The sequence below is a fragment of the Ottowia flava genome (assembly GCF_008017535.1).
In the GTDB taxonomy this organism is placed as follows: Bacteria; Pseudomonadota; Gammaproteobacteria; order Burkholderiales; family Burkholderiaceae_C; genus Ottowia; species Ottowia flava.
On the sequence record NZ_VRUA01000005.1, the window covers coordinates 1 to 17,296 of the forward strand.

Annotated in this window: 17 protein-coding genes; 9 read left to right on the plus strand and 8 right to left on the minus strand. The window is 66.5% G+C overall.

What is annotated here, in order from left to right:
* A partial coding sequence (locus FVQ98_RS07255) for an IS30 family transposase (protein ID WP_147912775.1) occupies positions 1-197 on the plus strand: 197 nt, incomplete at its 5' end.
* Between the two features lie 101 nt (positions 198-298).
* Here the strand turns inward: FVQ98_RS07255 and dnaE are convergent.
* Positions 299-3,835: a DNA polymerase III subunit alpha gene (gene dnaE, locus FVQ98_RS07260; RefSeq protein WP_147912776.1), complete on the minus strand. Its 3,537-nt coding sequence runs from the start codon at positions 3,833-3,835 to the stop codon at positions 299-301.
* 283 nt (positions 3,836-4,118) lie between these two features.
* On the opposite strand from dnaE, the gene FVQ98_RS07265 reads away from it, so the two are divergent.
* The 7 genes from FVQ98_RS07265 (at position 4,119) to FVQ98_RS20055 (ending at position 8,976) form a co-directional block, all read left to right on the plus strand.
* Positions 4,119-4,835 carry a hypothetical protein gene (locus tag FVQ98_RS07265; protein WP_147912777.1) on the plus strand — a complete coding sequence of 239 codons (717 nt, stop codon included), beginning with the start codon at positions 4,119-4,121 and terminating at the stop codon, positions 4,833-4,835.
* Between the two features lie 18 nt (positions 4,836-4,853).
* The gene (locus FVQ98_RS07270) at positions 4,854-5,390 is read left to right on the plus strand and encodes a GTP-binding protein (RefSeq protein ID WP_147912778.1); all 537 of its coding nucleotides are present in this window, start codon (positions 4,854-4,856) and stop codon (positions 5,388-5,390) included.
* A 4-nt stretch (positions 5,391-5,394) separates the two neighbouring features.
* Positions 5,395-5,787, plus strand: a complete 393-nt coding sequence (locus tag FVQ98_RS07275; protein ID WP_147912779.1) for a roadblock/LC7 domain-containing protein — start codon at positions 5,395-5,397, stop codon at positions 5,785-5,787.
* Positions 5,784-6,149 (plus strand): hypothetical protein, encoded by a 366-nt coding sequence (locus FVQ98_RS07280; RefSeq protein ID WP_147912780.1) that lies wholly within the window; start codon positions 5,784-5,786, stop codon positions 6,147-6,149. The genes FVQ98_RS07275 and FVQ98_RS07280 overlap by 4 nt, the downstream gene beginning before the upstream one ends.
* A gap of 160 nt (positions 6,150-6,309) precedes the next feature.
* Positions 6,310-7,536, plus strand: coding sequence for a type II secretion system inner membrane protein GspF (gene gspF, locus FVQ98_RS07285; RefSeq protein ID WP_147912781.1), 1,227 nt, complete (start codon positions 6,310-6,312; stop codon positions 7,534-7,536).
* A gap of 20 nt (positions 7,537-7,556) precedes the next feature.
* Complete coding sequence (locus FVQ98_RS07290; protein WP_147912782.1) at positions 7,557-8,495, plus strand: 5'-nucleotidase; 939 nt, start codon at positions 7,557-7,559, stop codon at positions 8,493-8,495.
* A gap of 1 nt (position 8,496) precedes the next feature.
* A complete protein-coding gene (locus tag FVQ98_RS20055) occupies positions 8,497-8,976 on the plus strand; it encodes an EF-hand domain-containing protein (protein ID WP_255507676.1) in 480 nt (159 codons plus the stop codon).
* Positions 8,977-9,071: 95 nt separating this feature from the next.
* Here the strand turns inward: FVQ98_RS20055 and FVQ98_RS07300 are convergent, their stop codons facing one another.
* Entirely contained in the window at positions 9,072-10,391 is a 1,320-nt protein-coding gene (locus tag FVQ98_RS07300) for an MgtC/SapB family protein (RefSeq protein ID WP_147912783.1), read from the minus strand.
* A 185-nt stretch (positions 10,392-10,576) separates the two neighbouring features.
* Here FVQ98_RS07300 and FVQ98_RS07305 point away from each other — a divergent pair, with 185 nt between their 5' ends.
* Positions 10,577-12,397 carry an ABC transporter ATP-binding protein/permease gene (locus FVQ98_RS07305; protein WP_147912784.1) on the plus strand — a complete coding sequence of 607 codons (1,821 nt, stop codon included), beginning with the start codon at positions 10,577-10,579 and terminating at the stop codon, positions 12,395-12,397.
* A 19-nt stretch (positions 12,398-12,416) separates the two neighbouring features.
* On the opposite strand, the gene FVQ98_RS07310 is transcribed toward FVQ98_RS07305, so the two are convergent.
* From FVQ98_RS07310 to FVQ98_RS07335, 6 genes are all read right to left on the minus strand, one after another.
* Positions 12,417-12,749 (minus strand): YnfA family protein, encoded by a 333-nt coding sequence (locus tag FVQ98_RS07310; protein ID WP_147912785.1) that lies wholly within the window; start codon positions 12,747-12,749, stop codon positions 12,417-12,419.
* A 95-nt stretch (positions 12,750-12,844) separates the two neighbouring features.
* Complete coding sequence (locus FVQ98_RS07315) at positions 12,845-13,378, minus strand: acyloxyacyl hydrolase (protein ID WP_147912786.1); 534 nt, start codon at positions 13,376-13,378, stop codon at positions 12,845-12,847.
* 200 nt (positions 13,379-13,578) lie between these two features.
* On the minus strand, positions 13,579-14,316 hold the full coding sequence (gene queC, locus FVQ98_RS07320; protein WP_147912926.1) for a 7-cyano-7-deazaguanine synthase QueC: 738 nt from the start codon (positions 14,314-14,316) through the stop codon (positions 13,579-13,581).
* A gap of 87 nt (positions 14,317-14,403) precedes the next feature.
* The gene (locus FVQ98_RS07325; protein WP_147912787.1) at positions 14,404-15,069 is read right to left on the minus strand and encodes a nitroreductase family protein; all 666 of its coding nucleotides are present in this window, start codon (positions 15,067-15,069) and stop codon (positions 14,404-14,406) included.
* Positions 15,035-16,375 carry an NnrS family protein gene (locus FVQ98_RS07330; protein WP_147912788.1) on the minus strand — a complete coding sequence of 447 codons (1,341 nt, stop codon included), beginning with the start codon at positions 16,373-16,375 and terminating at the stop codon, positions 15,035-15,037. The genes FVQ98_RS07325 and FVQ98_RS07330 overlap by 35 nt, the downstream gene beginning before the upstream one ends.
* A 189-nt stretch (positions 16,376-16,564) precedes the next feature.
* Positions 16,565-17,263 (minus strand): Crp/Fnr family transcriptional regulator, encoded by a 699-nt coding sequence (locus tag FVQ98_RS07335; RefSeq protein ID WP_147912789.1) that lies wholly within the window; start codon positions 17,261-17,263, stop codon positions 16,565-16,567.
* Positions 17,264-17,296 lie beyond the last annotated feature (33 nt).

Below are 17,296 nucleotides of genomic sequence, written 5' to 3' on the forward strand. Positions count from 1 at the left end.
ACGAGAACACCAACGGACTGCTGCGCCAGTACTTCCCCAAGGGCAGCGACCTAAGCGGCTATACCCAGCAGCAACTCGACGCCGTGGCCGATGAGCTCAATGGCCGCCCCAGAATGACTCTGGGCTACCGCTCGCCCTTTGAGGTCTATACCCAGCACCTGCACCAATTGACCCAGCGTGATGACTCCGCGCATTGAATCAACGTTGCACTTGGAATTGAATCCGCCCTACAACCACCTTCGCAGACAGCTACTTTTTAAATAGCAAATTGGCTCTATGCCCGTGCCATGCGGGCCACTTACTCGTACACCACCGCCGCGCGGCCCTCATCCGCCTGGGCGATCCAGCTGGCGAGCGCGGCGTCGCTGGGGTAGAAGCGTGCCTGCTCGCCCAGCTGCAGCTGGGCCATGGCGCCACCCTTGGGCGAGTGGCGTTCCATCAGCAGGCGCACGGCCAGGCCGCGCAGCACGTCGCCGTGCTCGGTCGGCTCGACCTGCGGCGGGTACTCGGCCAGCAGGCGCCGCACGTCGGGCGCCTTGCCGTTGACGGCCACGCGCAGGAACTTGCCAAAGCGGCAGCGCGCCGCGGGCAGGTCCCACACCTGGGTGATGTTCAGCTGCAGGCCGCCGGAGAAGCGGTCCTGCATGACCTTGGCCAGCACGACGATGAATTCGTCGTCCTTCAGCAGGTTCCTGTGCTGGTTGATCAGCGCTTCGTCTACCCGCGCGTCCAGCGCGCCCGACTTGTCGTCCAGCTTGAACAGGCCGAGCTTGCCGCGCTGCCCGTTGATGACGCGGAAATCGCCGACGATGCCGGCCAGCAGCTGCGGCTCGCGGCTGTCGGTCAATTCGGCCAGCGGGCGGCGCACGAACTGGCGCACCTCGCGCTCGACCTCGTCGAACAGGTGGCCGGACAGGTAAAAACCGATGGCGGTCTTCTCGAAGCTGAGGCGCTCCTTCACGCCCCAGGGCTTGACGGTGGGCAGCGCCGGCTCTTGCGACACCGAACCGTGGCCGTCGCCCAGCAGGTCGAACAGGCCGCCCTGGTTGGCGTTGGCCTCGTTGTTGGCGGCGTATTCAAACGCCAGGTCGATGGCCGCGGCCAGCGCGGCGCGGTCCATGTGCAGCGCATCGAACGCGCCGCCGCGCACCAGCGCTTCCACCGTGCGCTTGTTGACGCGGCTGCGGTCCACGCGCCGGCAGAAGTCGAACAGCGAGGTGAAGGGCCCGACTTCGCTGCCGGACGAGCCGCCGCCGCGCCCTTCGCGCGCCGCGATGATGGCCTCGATCGCCTGCTGGCCCGTGCCCTTGATGGCGCCCAGGCCGTAGCGGATCTGGGTGTCGCTGACGGGCTCAAACCGGTACAGGCCGCGGTTGACGTCGGGCGGCTCAAAGGCGATGCCCGAGCGCAGCGCGTCTTCGTACAACACCTTGAGCTTGTCGGTGTTGTCCATTTCCACGGTCATGTTGGCGCAGTAGAACTCCGCCGTGTAATGCACCTTGAGCCAGGCCGTGTGGTAGGCCAGCAGCGAGTACGCGGCGGCGTGCGACTTGTTGAAGCCGTAGCCCGCGAACTTCTCCATCAGGTCGAAGACTTCGTCGGCCTTGCTTTCGCTGATGCCGTTCTTGGCCGCACCTTCACGGAAGATGATGCGGTGCTTGGCCATCTCCTCGGGCTTTTTCTTGCCCATGGCGCGGCGCAGCAGGTCGGCGCCGCCCAGGCTGTAGCCGCCCAGGATCTGCGCGGTCTGCATCACCTGCTCCTGGTAGACCATGATGCCGTAGGTTTCGCTCAGCATGTCGGCCACCAGCGGGTGCGGGTACTCGACTTCCTCGCGCCCATGCTTGCGCGCGACAAAGCTGGGGATCAGGTCCATCGGGCCCGGGCGGTATAGCGCGTTCAGCGCGATCAGGTCTTCCAGCCGCGTCGGTTTGGCGTCGCGCAGCATGCCTTGCATGCCGCGGCTTTCAAACTGGAACACGGCTTCGGTGCGGCCGTCCTGGAACAGCTTGTAGGTGGCAGCATCTTTCAGCGGAATCGTCTCGAAGGCGAAGTCCTTCTGGCCCGGGTGGCGCCGCACGATCAGCTCGCGTGCGATTTCCAGAATGGTCAGCGTGGCCAAGCCCAAGAAGTCGAACTTGACCAGGCCGATCGCCTCGACGTCGTCCTTGTCGTACTGGCTGACGGCCGATTCGCTGCCCGGCTGCTGGTAGAGCGGGCAGAAGTCGGTCAGCTTGCCCGGCGCGATCAGCACGCCGCCCGCGTGCATGCCGATGTTGCGCGTCATGCCTTCGAGCTTTTGCGCCATCTCGACCAGGGTCTTGACCTCTTCCTCGCGTTCGATGCGCTCGGCCAGGATCGGCTCCATCTCGATCGCGTAGTTGTTCTTGTCGCCGTCCTTCTTGGGCTTGGGCGGGTACTGCAGCGTGACGGCCATGCCCGGCTTGTTGGGAATCAGCTTGCTGATGCCGTCGCAAAAGCCGTAGCCCATGTCCATCACGCGGCCGACGTCGCGGATCGCGGCGCGCGCGGCCATGGTGCCGAAGGTGGCGATCTGGCTGACCGCGTCCTTGCCGTACTTGGCCTTGACGTAGTCGATGACGCGGTCGCGGTTGGCCTGGCAGAAGTCGATGTCGAAGTCGGGCATCGACACGCGCTCGGGGTTCAGGAAGCGTTCGAACAGCAGCTTGTACTGCAGCGGATCCAGGTCGGTGATCTTCAGCGCGTAAGCCACCAACGAGCCCGCGCCGGAGCCTCGTCCCGGCCCCACCGGGCAGCCGTTTTCCTTGGCCCAGTTGATGAAGTCGCCCACGATCAGGAAGTAGCCCGGAAAGCCCATCTTGAGGATGGTCGCAATCTCGAACTCCAGGCGCTCGACGTAGGCAGCGCGCTGTGCGTCGCGCTGCGCCTGGTCGGGATACAACTGCGCCAGCCGTTCTTCCAGCCCATCGAACGAGGCTTGGCGGAAATAGGTGTCGATCGTGTGACCTTCGGGCACCGCGAAGTCGGGCAGTTGCGGTTTGTCCAGCTCCAGCGTCAGGTTGCAGCGCTTGGCGATTTCCACGCTGTTGGCAAGGGCCGAGGGCAGATCGGCAAACAGCGCCGTCATCTCGCCCGCGGTCTTGAAGTACTGGTCCTGGGTGAAACGGCGCACGCGGCGCGGGTTGCCCAGAATTTCGCCGTCGGAAATGCACACGCGCGCTTCGTGGGCCTCGTAGTCGTCGGCGCGGATGAACTGCACCGGGTGCGTGGCCACCACGGGCAGCTTGAGTCGGGCGGCCAGCGCCACCGCGGCGGCGATGTGGCGTTCGTCCTCGGCGCGGCCTGCGCGCTGGAGCTCAAGGTACAGCCGATGCGGGAAGATTTCGGCCAAGCGCAGCGCCAGATCGCTCGCCAGCGCCGTATTGCCCTGCATCAATGCCTGGCCGACCGGGCCGGCCTGCGCGCCCGACAGCAGGATCAACCCGCCGGACAGCTCCTGCAGCCAGGACCAGCGCACCACCGCGATGTTCTTGACCACGCCTTGTGTCCAGGCACGCGCCAGCAACTCCGACAGGTTCAGGTAACCCTGTCGGTTCTGCACCAGCAACAACACGCGCGAGGGTGCATCGGACTCCTGATCTGCTGGCTCCAGGAAGACTTCCGCCCCGACGATTGGCTTGACGCCCTTGCCCCGCGCCGTCTTGTAGAACTTGATGGCGCCGAACAGGTTGTTGAGGTCGGTGATGGCCAGCGCAGGCTGCCGGTCGGCCGCTGCGCTGGCAATGACATCGTCCACCCGGGCAATGCCGTCGACAACGGAAAACTCAGTGTGGAGTCGAAGATGAACAAACATGGGGGGACGAATCAGCGAAATCGGAACAGGGAGGAGCGTAGCGTCGGCGCCAAAAAGCGACGGACGACGTGGTCTGGCGCGGGTTGTGCGCATTACTGCTCAGATCGGCAGCATCTGCCGTCGGTGGCGACGGATGTCAAAAATATACTCTGATCGTCCGACTGCGACAGGCTTGAGCATCCCTGCGGGCGATGCGGGCCTGGTGTCCGGTCTTTCCGTGGCGTGCGGCAGCTTTCAAGCCTTAGGCCTGCGCCACTCCAGAACACCCTACGACCTAGTGATCATGTCCAACCTGAGACTCGGTGCCTACAAGCTGCCCGCTGCCGAAGTCGTGCTGGTCCAGACCTTGTTCCGCCTGTACGCACATGGCGGCGATTTCAACTGGACGTTCGTCTCCGCACCGCCGTACGACGCGCTGCTCGTCGATGGCACCAGTGGCGACGTGAGCGTTGAAGCGGCCCACATGGCGAAATCCGTGCTGCGACTCACGCGCATGAACGACGAAGGCGGACCGGATACGCTGTCGCGCCCCATCCGCGCCGACAAGCTGCAGGCGTGGCTGAATTCGATCGAGTACGGCTTTCAGGACACGCGCCCGGTGACGCAGCTGGCGGGCGCCCTCAGCGAACCCGCGCTCACCACCGCGACCGAACCGCCCGAAATCCCGGTCAGCCCGCTGCGCTTCAAGCTGCGCCGCTGGCCGCCGGCAGCGCTGTTGCGCAGCGATCCGAACCGCATCAGGATGGCGACCATTCTCTCGCGGCGCGCACTCAATGCGGCCGAGCTGTCGACCATCAGTGGTCAGGCTGTGAACGAGTGCCAGGCGTTCCTCCAGACTCTGCAAACGACCGGTCTGGTGGAAGTGCAGCAGGAACCCATCGCTCCGCCGCCCTCCGTCCAGGCGCAGGCGCCGAGCCGCTCGGCGCTCACTGCCGCGACGGCCAAGCCTACCTTTGCCCGCGGACTGATCTCCGGCATCCGCCGCCGCCTGGGCCTGTGATCCGATTGCAATAACACCATGAACGAGTACAAGATTCTGTTCACCGGCACGATGGGCGCAGGCAAGACCACGGCCATCGGCGCGGTGAGCGAAACCCCCCCGGTCGTCACCGACGTCGAGAACAACGACCTGTCGCACACCAAGGAACGCACCACGGTGGGCCTGGACTTTGGCCAGTTCACTCTGGACAACGGCGACCGCATCCGCCTGTTCGGCACCCCGGGGCAATCGCGCTTCGATTTCCTCTGGAAGATCCTGTCCAAGAACGCGCTGGGCATGATCATCCTGACCGACAACTCCCGACCCGACCCCCTGGCCGATCTGCGCGTCTACCTCGAAGGTTTTGCCGACGACCTGGACGTCATGCCCTGTGCCATCGGAATTGGCCGACTCGCTGAACACCCGTCGCCGACACTCGACGACTACATCGACGAACTGGCCCGCCACCGGCGTGTGCTGCCCGTCCTCGAAGTCGACGTGCGCAAGCGCGACGACGTGATCCTGCTCATCGATACTTTGCTGGCGCAACTAGAAGCCGGCATGTTTGGAGAATGAATCCATGTCAGTGAAGATCAATCTGGCACCCTCGGCCAAGGTCATTGCTTCGCGAGAAGCTGAGAACATCCTGAGCGAGGTGAATGGCGTCACCGCCGTCGTCGTGGCCACGGTGGACGGCTTTGACGTAGCCTCCGCCATGCGGCAGGGCGATCCTGCGCGCGTGGCAGCCATGGCGAGTTCGATCTCGGCCATCAGTTCGGTCGTCTCGCAAGAAGCGAGCCTGGGCCGCAACAAGAGCGTCACGATCGACACCGAGTCTGGGTTCGCCGTGGTCTTCAGCGTGCACCGTCCGGACGCCGACCTGGTCATCAACGTGATCGCCGATGGCAGCGCCATCCTGGGCCAGGTCTCGTACCGGACTGCGCAGTTCGCCAAGTCGCTGGCCGAAGCATGAAAGAAAAGCGCTTGCAAGAGGCCGTCGAGGCCATGGCCGCCATGCCGGGGCTGGAAGGCTGCGCACTGGTCGAAATCGAAGCGGGCATGGTGTGGAATCACGCCGGCCAGATCGATGGCGTACAAACCTTTGCCGAAGCCGCCAGCGACTACTGGCGCCTGTACACGCGCCTTTCGGACCAATTTCGAGACCTCGGCGACCTGCGCGCCTCGGTCATGATGCATGCCCACGGCCGCATCACCCTGCTGCCCTGCGGCACGGGCATGCTGCTGGTCACCCTGACCCGCCAGAAGTCTGAAATCGACTGGACCGTCTGGCAGGAAAAGACCAAGGAGCTCGCGCGGCTGGTCGACGAACTCTAGACGACGGCGAACGGCTTTGACCTGGCCGTCGAACCAGGTTCGCGCCGGAAAATCCGCTTCCGGCGACCCGCTTCGATACCAAAGCCACGTGCAACGATCAGGTACCGCATCGCAGCCGCTACCATTGGCGGCTCGACCGATTTCCGAACGCTGATCTTTCGTGCCCGCCTACACCTTTGAAGCGCTGCAAGCCGATGGCAAGACCCGCAAGGGCGTGGTCGAGGCCGACACGGTCAAGGCCGCGCGCACGCTGCTGCGCGGGCAGGCACTGGTGCCGATTCAGGTAGAACCGGTGTCGATGGGCGAGGCAAGCGCGGCCGGCGTGCCACAGACCCGGGCCTGGGGTAAGCGGGCCTTCAACAGCACGCAACTGGCGATCTGGACGCGCCAACTGGCCGGACTGGTGGGCTCGGGCCTTCCGCTGGAGCGCTCGCTCTCGGCCCTGGCAGACGAATCCGACGATGTGCGGCAGCGGCACCTGATCGCCGCCTTGCGCGCCGAGGTCAACGCCGGCTCCTCACTGGCCAAGGCCATGGCGCTGCATCCGAGCGCGTTCTCGCCCGTGTACACCGCCGTCATCGCCGCCGGCGAGCAAGGCGGACACCTCGGCACGGTGCTCGAACGCCTGGCCGATGACCTGGAAGAACGGCAGGCGCTGCGCGCCAAGCTGATTGGCGCGGCGCTGTACCCAGCCATCGTCACGGCCGCGGCGATCGTGATCGTCGGCTTTCTCGTGAGCTACGTGGTACCTCAGGTGGCCACGGTGTTCACTGGCACCAAGCACAGCCTGCCGTGGCTGACGTCCGCCATGCTGGCGCTGTCTGACGCGGTGCGCCACTATGGCTGGTGGGCATTGGGTGCGCTGATCGTCATCACCGTGATGTTTCGTCTGGCGCTGCGTCGACCCGCCGCACGGCAACGCTTCGACGCTGCCTGGCTGCGGCTACCACTGATCGGCCGGCTGGCGCGCGGCTACAACGCCGCCCGCTTTGCCGGCACCCTGGCCATGCTGGCGGGCGCAGGGGTGCCGATCCTGCGCAGCCTGCAGGCGGCCGCCGAAACCTTGCACAACCAGGCCATGCGGGCCGACGCCGAAGACGCGCTGGTGATGGTGCGCGAGGGTGCACCGCTGGCGTCCGCCCTGTCGCAAAAGAAGCGCTTTCCGGGCCTGCTGTCAATGTTCGCGCGCCTGGGCGAGCAGACGGGCCAGTTGCCGACCATGCTGCAGCGCGCCGCCAACCAGCTGTCGGCCGAGGTGCAGCGCCGTGCCATGCAACTGGCCACCGTTCTCGAACCGCTGCTGATCCTGACCATGGGCGTGGTGGTGATGCTGATCGTGCTGGCCGTGATGCTGCCGATCATCCAGATGAATCAGTGGGTCAAGTGACGCCTGCCTTGCGCTGACCCATGCCCGTTTCGCTCCAGGATCAGCTCGTCGTCGCGATCTCTTCGCGCGCGTTGTTCGACTTCGAGGAGGAGAACCGCCTGTTCGAGACCGGCGACCCCCAGGCCTACGTCGATTTGCAGATGCAGCGCATCGACGTGCCGGCGCCGCCGGGGGTGGCGTTCTCGCTGGTCAAGAAGCTGCTGGCCTTCAACGAGCCCGACCACCAACGCGTGGAAGTCGTGGTGCTGTCGCGCAACGACCCGGTCAGCGGCCTGCGCGTGTTTCGCAGCGTGTCGGCCGCGGGCATGCGGGTCGAACGCGGCGTGTTCACGCAGGGGCGCGACCCGTTCCGCTACCTGAAACCGCTGGGCGCCCACCTGTTCCTGTCTGCCAACGAAGCCGACGTGCGGCAGGCGCTGGCGATGGGCTTTCCGGCCGCGCGCGTGGCCATCGGTTCGGCGCGCGCGGGCGAAAACCACCCGCACGAGGTGCGCATCGCCTTCGACGGCGACGCCGTTCTGTTTTCGGACGAAGCCGAACAGGTCTTCCAAAAAAGGGGCTTAAAAGCGTTCCAGGCGCATGAGAAACGCAAGGCCAATTTGCCGCTACCAGATGGTCCTTTCAAGCCATTGTTGGCGGCCTTGCACCGCCTCCAGCAGGCCGGCAGCCAAACGATGCGCCTGCGCACCGCGTTGGTCACCGCACGCAGCGCACCGGCGAATGAGCGAGCCATTCAGACGTTGATGTCCTGGGACGTAGGCGTGGACGAGGCGATGTTCCTGGGCGGGCTGGCCAAAGGTGAGTTTCTGCGTGAATTCGAGCCCGATTTCTTCTTCGACGACCAGACCGGCCACATCGAGCACGCCGCCCAGCATGTCCCGGCCGGTCACGTGGCCGGTGGCGTTACAAATTCCCGCGTGGTGTCGGAAACCCCCGGGCGCCGCCAACGCTCCAAATAGCATGAGACTTCTTCGACCCTTCGGCGCGATCGTGCTGGGACTGGCATGCAGTTGGGCCGGCCTCGCCGGCGCCCAGACAACCGCGCCTGCGCCTGCACCTGCACCTGCACCTGCACCCAAGCCTGGCGCCACCCCCAAGAAACCGGCGTCGACCAAGACCAGCGCCCCACGCAACAAGGCCAAGGCAGAAGCGGCACCTGCGGTGACGGCCGCGGCGGCCGAGCCCAAGCAGGTCAGCAAAGGCGAAGCACAGGCGCTGCAGTGGTTCAACATGCTCGACGCCAACGGCGATGGCCGCGTCTCGCGCAAGGAAGCAGAAATCGGCTTTCGACTGCGCCCGTCGCTCAAAAACGATTTCGAGCAAGCCGACCTCAACCGTGACGGCTACCTCACACAGGACGAGATCCGCAGCGTGGCAGACCGCCGGCGCGCGGAACGGCAGGCACGTCGCGAGCGTGAGCGCGCCGCGCAGGCCCGCTGACGAGCGTCTCAACCAGCCCACAGGGCATTGGCCCTCGCTGAACCTACGCAGGCAGCTTCTTTTTTTATAGCTGATGTCGCTACCGATGGGTGTCGTCAGCGCGCCCGCTCCAGCCCGCTGATCAGCGTCTGCACCCACGGCTGCGCCAGGTGGCCGATCAGCAGGCCCAGCACGCCGCAGGCTGCGATCGCCCCGATCGACAGGAACAGCCGCCGGATCAGCGCCGTATCGCGCATGCGCAGCACGAACGACAGACTGAACGCCATGCTGGTGAACGACGCCAGAATGGCGCCGACGCCCGCGGTGGTCGGCGTGATGCCGCCCTGCTCTGCCAGCGTGGCCGCCGCCGCCACCGCGCTGGCGCTGGACAGCAGGCCGCCCACCACGCTGACGACGTAAAAACCCGCGTCGCCGAACTGGCGCTGCGTCAGCGCTCCCAGGATGTGCAGCGCCAGGAAGATGGCGCCGTATTTCAGCGCTTGCGGCAGCGAGAACGGCATCGCCATGTGCAAATCCGGCGCGGCCTCGGCGCCCTGACGGCGGCGCAGGTGCAGGCTCCACGTCACCAGCAGCGCGCTGGCGGCCAGCATCAGCGCCAGCGGCATCGCGGCGCCCAGCAGCGCGGCGGGCGCCAGCAACGCCAGCAGCGTGCCGTTGCGCGCGATCATCGCCGCCGTGGCCAGCAGCACGCCACGGTAAGCGGTGCCGGCGAAGACGGCCCCCATCTCGCGCACGCGGTTGGACAGCTCGATCACCGTGAAGTTGCTGTTGACCAGCCCGCCGAAGAAACCCGACAGCTCGGTGCCGCGGGTGCCGTACAGCTTCCACAGCACATAGTTGAAGAAGCCGATGCCGGCAATCAGGATCACCGTGACCCAGGCCGCGCGCGGCTCGATCAGCTTCCAGGGTCCGACCGCGCCTTCAGGCAGCGCGGGGTAGATGACGATGGCCAGAATCGCCAGCAGCAGGGCCGAACGCACTTCGCTTTCCGACACACCCATCGAAAAATCGGCCAGCCGCTCCTTCCAGGCCAGCAGCGCGGTGGCCATGACCATCACGGCGGCCGGCGTGAGTGTGTGGCCCTGGCCGCACAACACCCCGGCCATGGCGGTGACCAGCATCGCGGCCGACGTGGTCAGTTCAGTGCCCTGCCCGGCGCGCAGCGACGAGAGGTTGAGGATCAGCGTCAGCAGCCCGGTGAGCGCCAGCGCCATCAGGCCATAGCCGCCGCCCAGGGCACCGCCCATCGTGCCCAGCAGCCCGATGAAGCCGAAGGTGCGCAGCCCCGCTTCCTTGCGGCGGCGCTCACGCTCGAGGCCGATCAGCAGCCCGAGCGACAGGCCCAGCGCCATGCGCATCAGTATCTGCGCGTAAGGCCATTCAGCCTGAGGCAGGGCCAACCCGAAATCCGGCATCGTGCCGACTCCTTTCACGTGCCTGGCCGGCACTCCGCAGGTGTGAATTCCGGCCACGGAAAACCGGCCAGTGTAGGCCGTCTGCGCGCGTCTGTCTTCTGGCGAAGCTACGGGAGCGGGCCGGCAAAGGTAAGCGAGGCGCACCCCTATGATCGGGCGACCCTCACACGCCGTGGATCCGCCTCATGCGCCTTGCTGCCAAGTCTGCCCACTTCATGCGCTTCGTCCGCCAGGTCCTGCATCTGTCGCTGCCCTACTTCAATTCCACCGAAAAGTGGAAGGCGCGCGCCCTTCTGGTGGCGATCATTGCGCTCAATCTGGCGGCCGTGTACATGCTGGTGCTGCTCAACGAGTGGAACCGCGTGTTCTACGACGCGCTGCAGAACAAGGACTCGGCGGTGTTCTGGACCCAACTGGGGCGCTTCACCTACCTGGCGATGATCTTCATCGTCATCGCGGTCTATCGCTTCTACCTGACCCAACTGCTGCAGGTGCGCTGGCGCGCATGGATGACGCGCGACCTGATGCGCCGCTGGCTGACGGGCCAGGCTTTCTACCGGATGGAGTTGGGTCGCTACGCAGGTGCTCCGGCGCCAGACACCGGCGCCGCCGGCCTGCCCGAGCCTGGCCAGCGTGTGCCCGACAACCCGGACCAGCGCCTGCAGGAAGACGTGAACCTGTTCACCAGCCAGACCGTCGGCCTGTCGATGGGCGCATTGAACGCGGTGGTCACGCTGGTCAGCTTCGTCGGCATCCTGTGGTCGCTGTCGGGCAGCTTCAGCTTCAACATCGGCGGGCACGATTTCACCATTCCCGGTTTCATGGTCTGGATGGCCGTGCTTTACTGCGGCGTCGGCAGCGTGCTGACGCACTACATCGGCCGCCCCCTGATCGGGCTGAACTTCGAGCAGCAGAAGCGCGAAGCCGACTTCCGCCACCACCTGGTGCGGGTGCGCGAATACAGCGAATCGATCGCGCTGGACAAGGGCGAAGCGGTGGAAAACCGCAACCTCGACACGCGTTTCACGTCCGCGCTGGCGAACTACCTGAAGCTGATCGCCAAGCAGAAGCAGTTGGTCGGCTTTACCGCCCTGTTCGGGCAAGCGGCCACCGTGTTCCCGTTCATCATCGCGGCGCCGCGCTTTTTCAGCGGAGCGATCCAGCTGGGCGAACTGATGCAGATCTCCAGCGCGTTTGACCGCGTGCAGGGCGCCCTTTCGTGGTTCGTCGACAACTACGACAGCCTGGCCAGCTGGCGCGCCACAACCGAGCGTCTGACCAGCTTCGAGGCCGCACTTTCCAAGCAAAATCAGGCTTCTACCCAAGCACAGCAAGCGCAAGCAGCTATGAATTCAGGAGCCATCGAAGCCCAGGACCTGACCTTGCAACTGCCCGCCGGCGTCACCCTGCTGCAGGGCGCCACGCTGCACGCCGCGCCCGGCGAACACACGCTGGTTCAAGGGCCGTCGGGCAGCGGCAAATCCACCCTCCTGCGCGCGCTGGCAGGCATCTGGCCCTGGGCCACCGGGCGCGTAGCCCTGCCGCCGCGCACCATGGTCATTCCGCAGCGGCCGTATTTCCCGGACGGCGCCCTGCGCGGTGCCTTGGCCTACCCCGACAACGCCAGCGACTACACCGACGACCAGCTCAAGCAGGCGCTGAACGACGCGCTGCTGCCCGGCCTGACCGGGCGCCTGGACGACCGCGACAACTGGACACAAAAGCTCAGCGGCGGCGAGCAGCAGCGCCTGGCCATCGCGCGCGTGCTGCTCAAGAAACCGGCCTGGGTGCTCGCCGACGAGGCCACCAGCGCGCTCGACATGGCGGCGGAACAGAACCTGTACGAGAAGCTGCGCAGCCTGACCCAGCACGCGGGCGGTGCGCTGCTTTCGATCGCCCACCGGCCGACCGTGGCGCCCTTCCACCTGCGCCGCTGGCAGCTGCAGCCGATCGAGGGCGGCGAAACCAGCGCGCGCTACCGCGTCGAAACCAGCGCGATCACGTGATCGGTGCCCGGGCTGCTCCTCAGGGCGTCCGCGCGCCGCCCATGATGACGACCATGCCCAGCAGACACAGGCCCACGCCGAACCAGTCGGTCGTCGTGGGCCGCACGGCATCCACGGCCCACAGCCAGGCCAGCGCCACGGTGACGTAGACCCCGCCGTACGCCGCATACACCCGGCCCGCCGCCTGCGGGTGCAGCGTCAGCAGCCACGCAAACAGAGCCAGGCTGGCCGCCGCAGGCACCAGCAGCCAGACCGACTTTCCCTGGCGCACCCAGAGGTACGGCAGGTAGCACCCCACGATCTCGGCCAGGGCTGTAACGACGAAGAGCGCAAAGATTTTCAGCAGGGCCACGAGCGACGAGTCGGTGAGCAACGGAGGGCGAAATTGGCTTGTAGCCCAGACTGGTATTTCGCGATCAGCTATTTATTCAGTAGCGCAACAAGCACTCAGAACCGGTGGGTGTAGTAGAGCTGCAGGAAGTTGATGCCGGGGTTGGGCTTCTTGATGCCCAGGTTCGACAGGTGCTGAACCCGCAGACCCAGCGTGGACTGGCCTTCGCGGCCCCACTGCATGCCCAGACCCAGCATGTCGGCAAACTGGAACGCGGTGCTCATGCGGTGTTCCTGGGACACGCGCGTGTGCGAAAGCAGCCGCACGCCGATCGCACCTTCGAAGAAGAAGCTGCGCCCGCCGCCACCCGAAAGGGGGCGTTCCAGCCGGAACACCGGCGAATAGCCCACCTCGATCAGGTCGCGCGCGCGGGGCACGTGCCAGCCGATCGCCACGGCTTCGTGGCGCAGCCTGAGGCGCCAGGTGTCGCCTTGCCACAGCGGCTCCGGCCTCGTCCACCCGGCGATCACGCCGACCTGCTTGACCGACGACTCGTCCGAAGCGCCGCCGACCAGCGTCCAGTCCGGCCCGGCGGCCTGGCTGCTCATCGCGCCGAGCCCCAGGGCAGCCGCCAGACCCGCTCGAAGCATGTGGCGCGTCAGCGCGTGAGCAAGAGGGCGAGGGCGTGAAGGCGGTTGTGAGGACATGGCGATGGTCAGAACAGTGAACAGGTAGCGAGCCCGATGCGGGCTTCGATCACCTTGCCTACATCGTTCACAAATCATCACGCCGTGTCACGCAGCGTCTGTCAGACAAGCTCTCAAAGGCTGCGCGGTGTCGCGCCCGCACCTCAGACGGCAGACGGCGCGGGGCCCGCGCGCCAGCGCTGCCAGCCCGCCGCACGCAGTTCACACGCCGGGCACACGCCGCAGCCGTAGCCCCAGGCATGGCGCTGGCTGCGGTCTCCGGCGTAGCAGGTGTGCGAATGCTCGACGATGACGTCGACCAGCGCCTCGCCCCCGCCCGCCGGATCGGCCTGCTGGCCCAGCGCGTGCGCAAGTTGCCAGGTGGCCGCCTTGTCGATCCACATCAGCGGCGTGTCGATCACCACGCGCCGGTCCATGCCGAGCGACAGCGCGAGTTGCATGGCCTTCATGGTGTCGTCGCGGCAGTCGGGGTAGCCGGAATAGTCGGCCTCGCACACGCCGGTGACGATCACCTGCAGGCCGCGCCGGTAGGCCAGCGCGCCGGCGAAAGTCAGGAAGACCAGGTTGCGCCCGGGCACGAAGGTGTTGGGCAGGCCCGAGTCGGCCATGGCGATGGCCGTGTCGCGCGTGAGCGCGGTGTCGCTGATCTGACCCAGCACCTGGAGGTCGATGACATGGTCGTCGCCCAGCCGCTCGCGCCAGGCCGGAAAGCGCGCCTGCAGTTCGTGGCGCACCACGGCGCGCTGCGCCAACTCGGCGTTGTGGCGCTGGCCGTAGTCGAAGCCCACGGTCTCGACGCGCCGGAAGCGGCTGAGCGCATCGGCCAGGCAGGTGGTGGAGTCCTGGCCGCCCGAAAACAGGACCAGGGCACTGTCATGCACGGTGGATGTGGTTGTCTCAGACTTCAAGTGAAATTGGCCCTCAGCGCTTGTCCATACTGCGCAAGCAGCTTCTCATTTAGTAGCACGTCAGCGCCCCGACAATGCGCTGACGTAGTCCGCCACGTGCGGTCGAACACGGGCGCGCTTGCCCTTGAGCACGGTGCCGATGTTGACGAAACACAGCGCCTGCTCGTCCTCGGTGAGCGCAAAGAGCCGCCGCAAGGGTGCAGACGCCAGCGCCTTGCCGCTGGTGAGCGCACCTCCAAAACCCTGCGCATGCGCCATCAGCAGCATGTTCTGCACCGCGCAACCCGCCGAGACGATGCGCTCGTGCGGTTCGATCTCGGCGTCGGCATCGCGCAGGCGCGCCACGGCCAGCAGCACCAGCGGCGCGCGAAAGGCCTTCTCGCGTGCCTGGGCCAATTGCTCGGGGGTGGCCTCCGCATCGCGCTCGGTCAGCGCGTCCGCAAAGGCCTCGGCCAGCGCAGGGCGTGCAGCAGCCGGCACCAGGACAAAGCGCCAGGGCGTCAGCGCGTGGTGGTCAGGCGCTTGCGCGGCGGCAGCCAGGATCTGCTGCGTCTGAGCCGCATCGGGGCCCGGCTCGCCCAGGCGCTTGGGCAGGATGGTCTGCCGGCTGTGGATCAACGCGTGGGTCAGTTCCACCACTTCGGGTGGGCGCGGGTCACCCAGGGCGCGGGGTTCGGCAACGACGCTGGCCTCAGCCGGGTCTGCCATCGGTTCGGGGTCTGCCATACCAGTTAGCGTACCGCAGCGCCCACGCCGTGACCACGCCTGCCCACGCCAGCGCCGCCAGCGGCGTCAGCCACGTTGGCGCACCCTGGACCGCCGCGGCCAGCCGCAGCAGCACGGTGACCTGCAGCGCCCAGAACAGCACCCAGACCAGGTCGTCTGCCGTCAGCGCCCGCCCGCCGTGGCCGCAGGACACGCGGGTGACCATCGCCAGCATCAGCGAGCCCAGAAACCCCATGCTGAGCGCGTGCACCGCGCCCAGGCCCAACAGCGCTTCGCCGGTGAGCAGCCAAACCAATTGCGACAGCGCGCTGTACACCAGCGCGAGCCCGAACCAGACAAAGCCGACGTGCAGCATGGCCAGCAGGCGGATCTTGAGGCTCTGCACCAGGCCCCACACCACCGCCAGCCACAGCAGCACGGCGCCGGTGACCAGCTCGAACACGATCACCACCCCCGTCCACAGCGGCCACGCGTGCGGCGCGGGCGCCAGCGTGTCGACCCACACGGCAGTCACCTCGAACGCGGCCACGCCAAGCATCAGGCGCAGCACCCACAGTGGCCGCCAGACCTCGATCATGGGCAGCACGCTCGACGTGAAGAACGGGATCATGCGGTGCGCCACTGCGACGTAAGTGACGACGATGAAGCCCCACAGACCGGTGCGCACCCACACCAGCGCCAGATCGACGCGGCCCAGCCACACGCAGATCGCCACCGCCGCCAGGCTGAGCGCGCCCACCACGCCAGCCACGCCCACGGTGCGCCCGTGGACCTGGTCGGGCGCCCGGCTGGCACGGATCAGGCGCCAGAACATGCCGACCATCCACGCCAGGCCCGCTACCGCCATCGCCAGTCCGGCCAGGGCCAGCACCGCATGGGCATGGGCGCCGCACAGCCACAGCACCCAGCCCACCGCCTGCAACAGCAGCGGCACGCGCAACTGGATGGTTTCGTAGGGCTGCACATTCAGCCACTTGGGCCCGGCCGTGAACAGAAAACCCGAAAAGTAGAGCGGCATGAAGCCGAACACCATCACCGTGGCGTGCGTCAACGTGGACGGCACGGCACTGACGATGCCCAGCGCGCCGGTGGCGCGGTCGACCTGCACTGCCAGCCACCACAGGCTGGCGACCACCAGCACCAAGGCGGCCAGAAAGAAGCCCAACCGGTGCGGTGACGCGAGCAGGGTTGATGGCCGCCACGGCCCATGCACCTGCGGGCGCCGGGCCGGCGCGGCGGGCGGCGCCACCTGCACCGGAATGGCGCGGCGGGCGGGCGAAGAAGGTGGTGGCGAAGGCTCGGTCATGCGCCTTTGTACCCCTGGCGAGCGGGGCCCTACCTTGACCAAGGTCAAGAACCGCGAGGCGACATGTCGGGTGCAGTCAGGCTAACACAGGTTGCTACCATAAAAATAGCTTCTTGCGCAATCCCATGGCCGGCTTCAGCAGCTTTTCATCCAAATACCCGACCAGGCATGGCGGCCCGCCATGCGGCCTCAGCGCGGCTGGTATTCGGCCAGTCTGCCCGTATCGGCAATGTGGATATCGCGCTTGTCCACATGAATCAGCCCGGCCGATTCCAGCTCGTGCAGCACGCGCGAAAAATATTCCGGCGTGAGCGACAGGCGCGAGGCGATCGCCGCCTTGCTGACCGGCAGGGTGACGGTGATGGCCTCGGAGGCCACCTCGGTCTCGTTCAGGCGGTCGCCCAGCAGGTAGCCAATGACGCGCTGCACGCCGCTGTGCAGCGCGTATCCCTGCACGTCCTTGATCAGCCCATGCAGGCGCCGCGACAGCCCGGCCAGCATGCGCAGCGAGAAGTCGGGGTTGGCCGCGATTTCCTGCAGCACCGTGCTCTTGGTGATGGTCAGCAGCAGCGTATCGGCCAGGGTCTGGGCGGACACCACGTACGGCACGCCCATGAACATCACGGCCTCGGCAAAACTGTGGCCAGGGCCGCACAACTCGATCACCTTCTCCACGCCCGTGGGCGACAGGGCGAACAGCTTGACCTGCCCCACCACGGTGACGTGGAATTCCTCGCACGGATCGCCCGCGCGGAAGATGAGCTTGCCGCGCTCCAGACGCCGCAACTGCGAACCGGCGGCCAGACGAGCACGCTCCTGCTCGCTCATGTGCGAGAACAGCGGCAAGGTGCCGAGGTAGCGCGGAATGTTGAACTTATCGAGATCCACAGTGGGCACAGCGCTGGCGCTGAAGGTTCGCCC

Bases quoted from the DNA above. Each gene is read 5' to 3' on its own strand.
- FVQ98_RS07275 (WP_147912779.1), top strand. From the start codon at position 5,395: ATGTCAGTGAAGATCAATCTGGCACCCTCGGCCAAGGTCATTGCTTCG.
- FVQ98_RS07305 (WP_147912784.1), top strand. From the start codon at position 10,577: ATGCGCCTTGCTGCCAAGTCTGCCCACTTCATGCGCTTCGTCCGCCAG.
- FVQ98_RS07270 (WP_147912778.1), top strand. From the start codon at position 4,854: ATGAACGAGTACAAGATTCTGTTCACCGGCACGATGGGCGCAGGCAAG.
- dnaE (WP_147912776.1), bottom strand. From the start codon at position 3,835: ATGTTTGTTCATCTTCGACTCCACACTGAGTTTTCCGTTGTCGACGGC.
- FVQ98_RS07315 (WP_147912786.1), bottom strand. From the start codon at position 13,378: ATGCTTCGAGCGGGTCTGGCGGCTGCCCTGGGGCTCGGCGCGATGAGC.
- FVQ98_RS07325 (WP_147912787.1), bottom strand. From the start codon at position 15,069: ATGGCAGACCCCGAACCGATGGCAGACCCGGCTGAGGCCAGCGTCGTT.
- FVQ98_RS07330 (WP_147912788.1), bottom strand. From the start codon at position 16,375: ATGACCGAGCCTTCGCCACCACCTTCTTCGCCCGCCCGCCGCGCCATT.
- FVQ98_RS07265 (WP_147912777.1), top strand. From the start codon at position 4,119: ATGTCCAACCTGAGACTCGGTGCCTACAAGCTGCCCGCTGCCGAAGTC.
- FVQ98_RS20055 (WP_255507676.1), top strand. From the start codon at position 8,497: ATGAGACTTCTTCGACCCTTCGGCGCGATCGTGCTGGGACTGGCATGC.
- FVQ98_RS07300 (WP_147912783.1), bottom strand. From the start codon at position 10,391: ATGCCGGATTTCGGGTTGGCCCTGCCTCAGGCTGAATGGCCTTACGCG.
- FVQ98_RS07290 (WP_147912782.1), top strand. From the start codon at position 7,557: ATGCCCGTTTCGCTCCAGGATCAGCTCGTCGTCGCGATCTCTTCGCGC.
- FVQ98_RS07280 (WP_147912780.1), top strand. From the start codon at position 5,784: ATGAAAGAAAAGCGCTTGCAAGAGGCCGTCGAGGCCATGGCCGCCATG.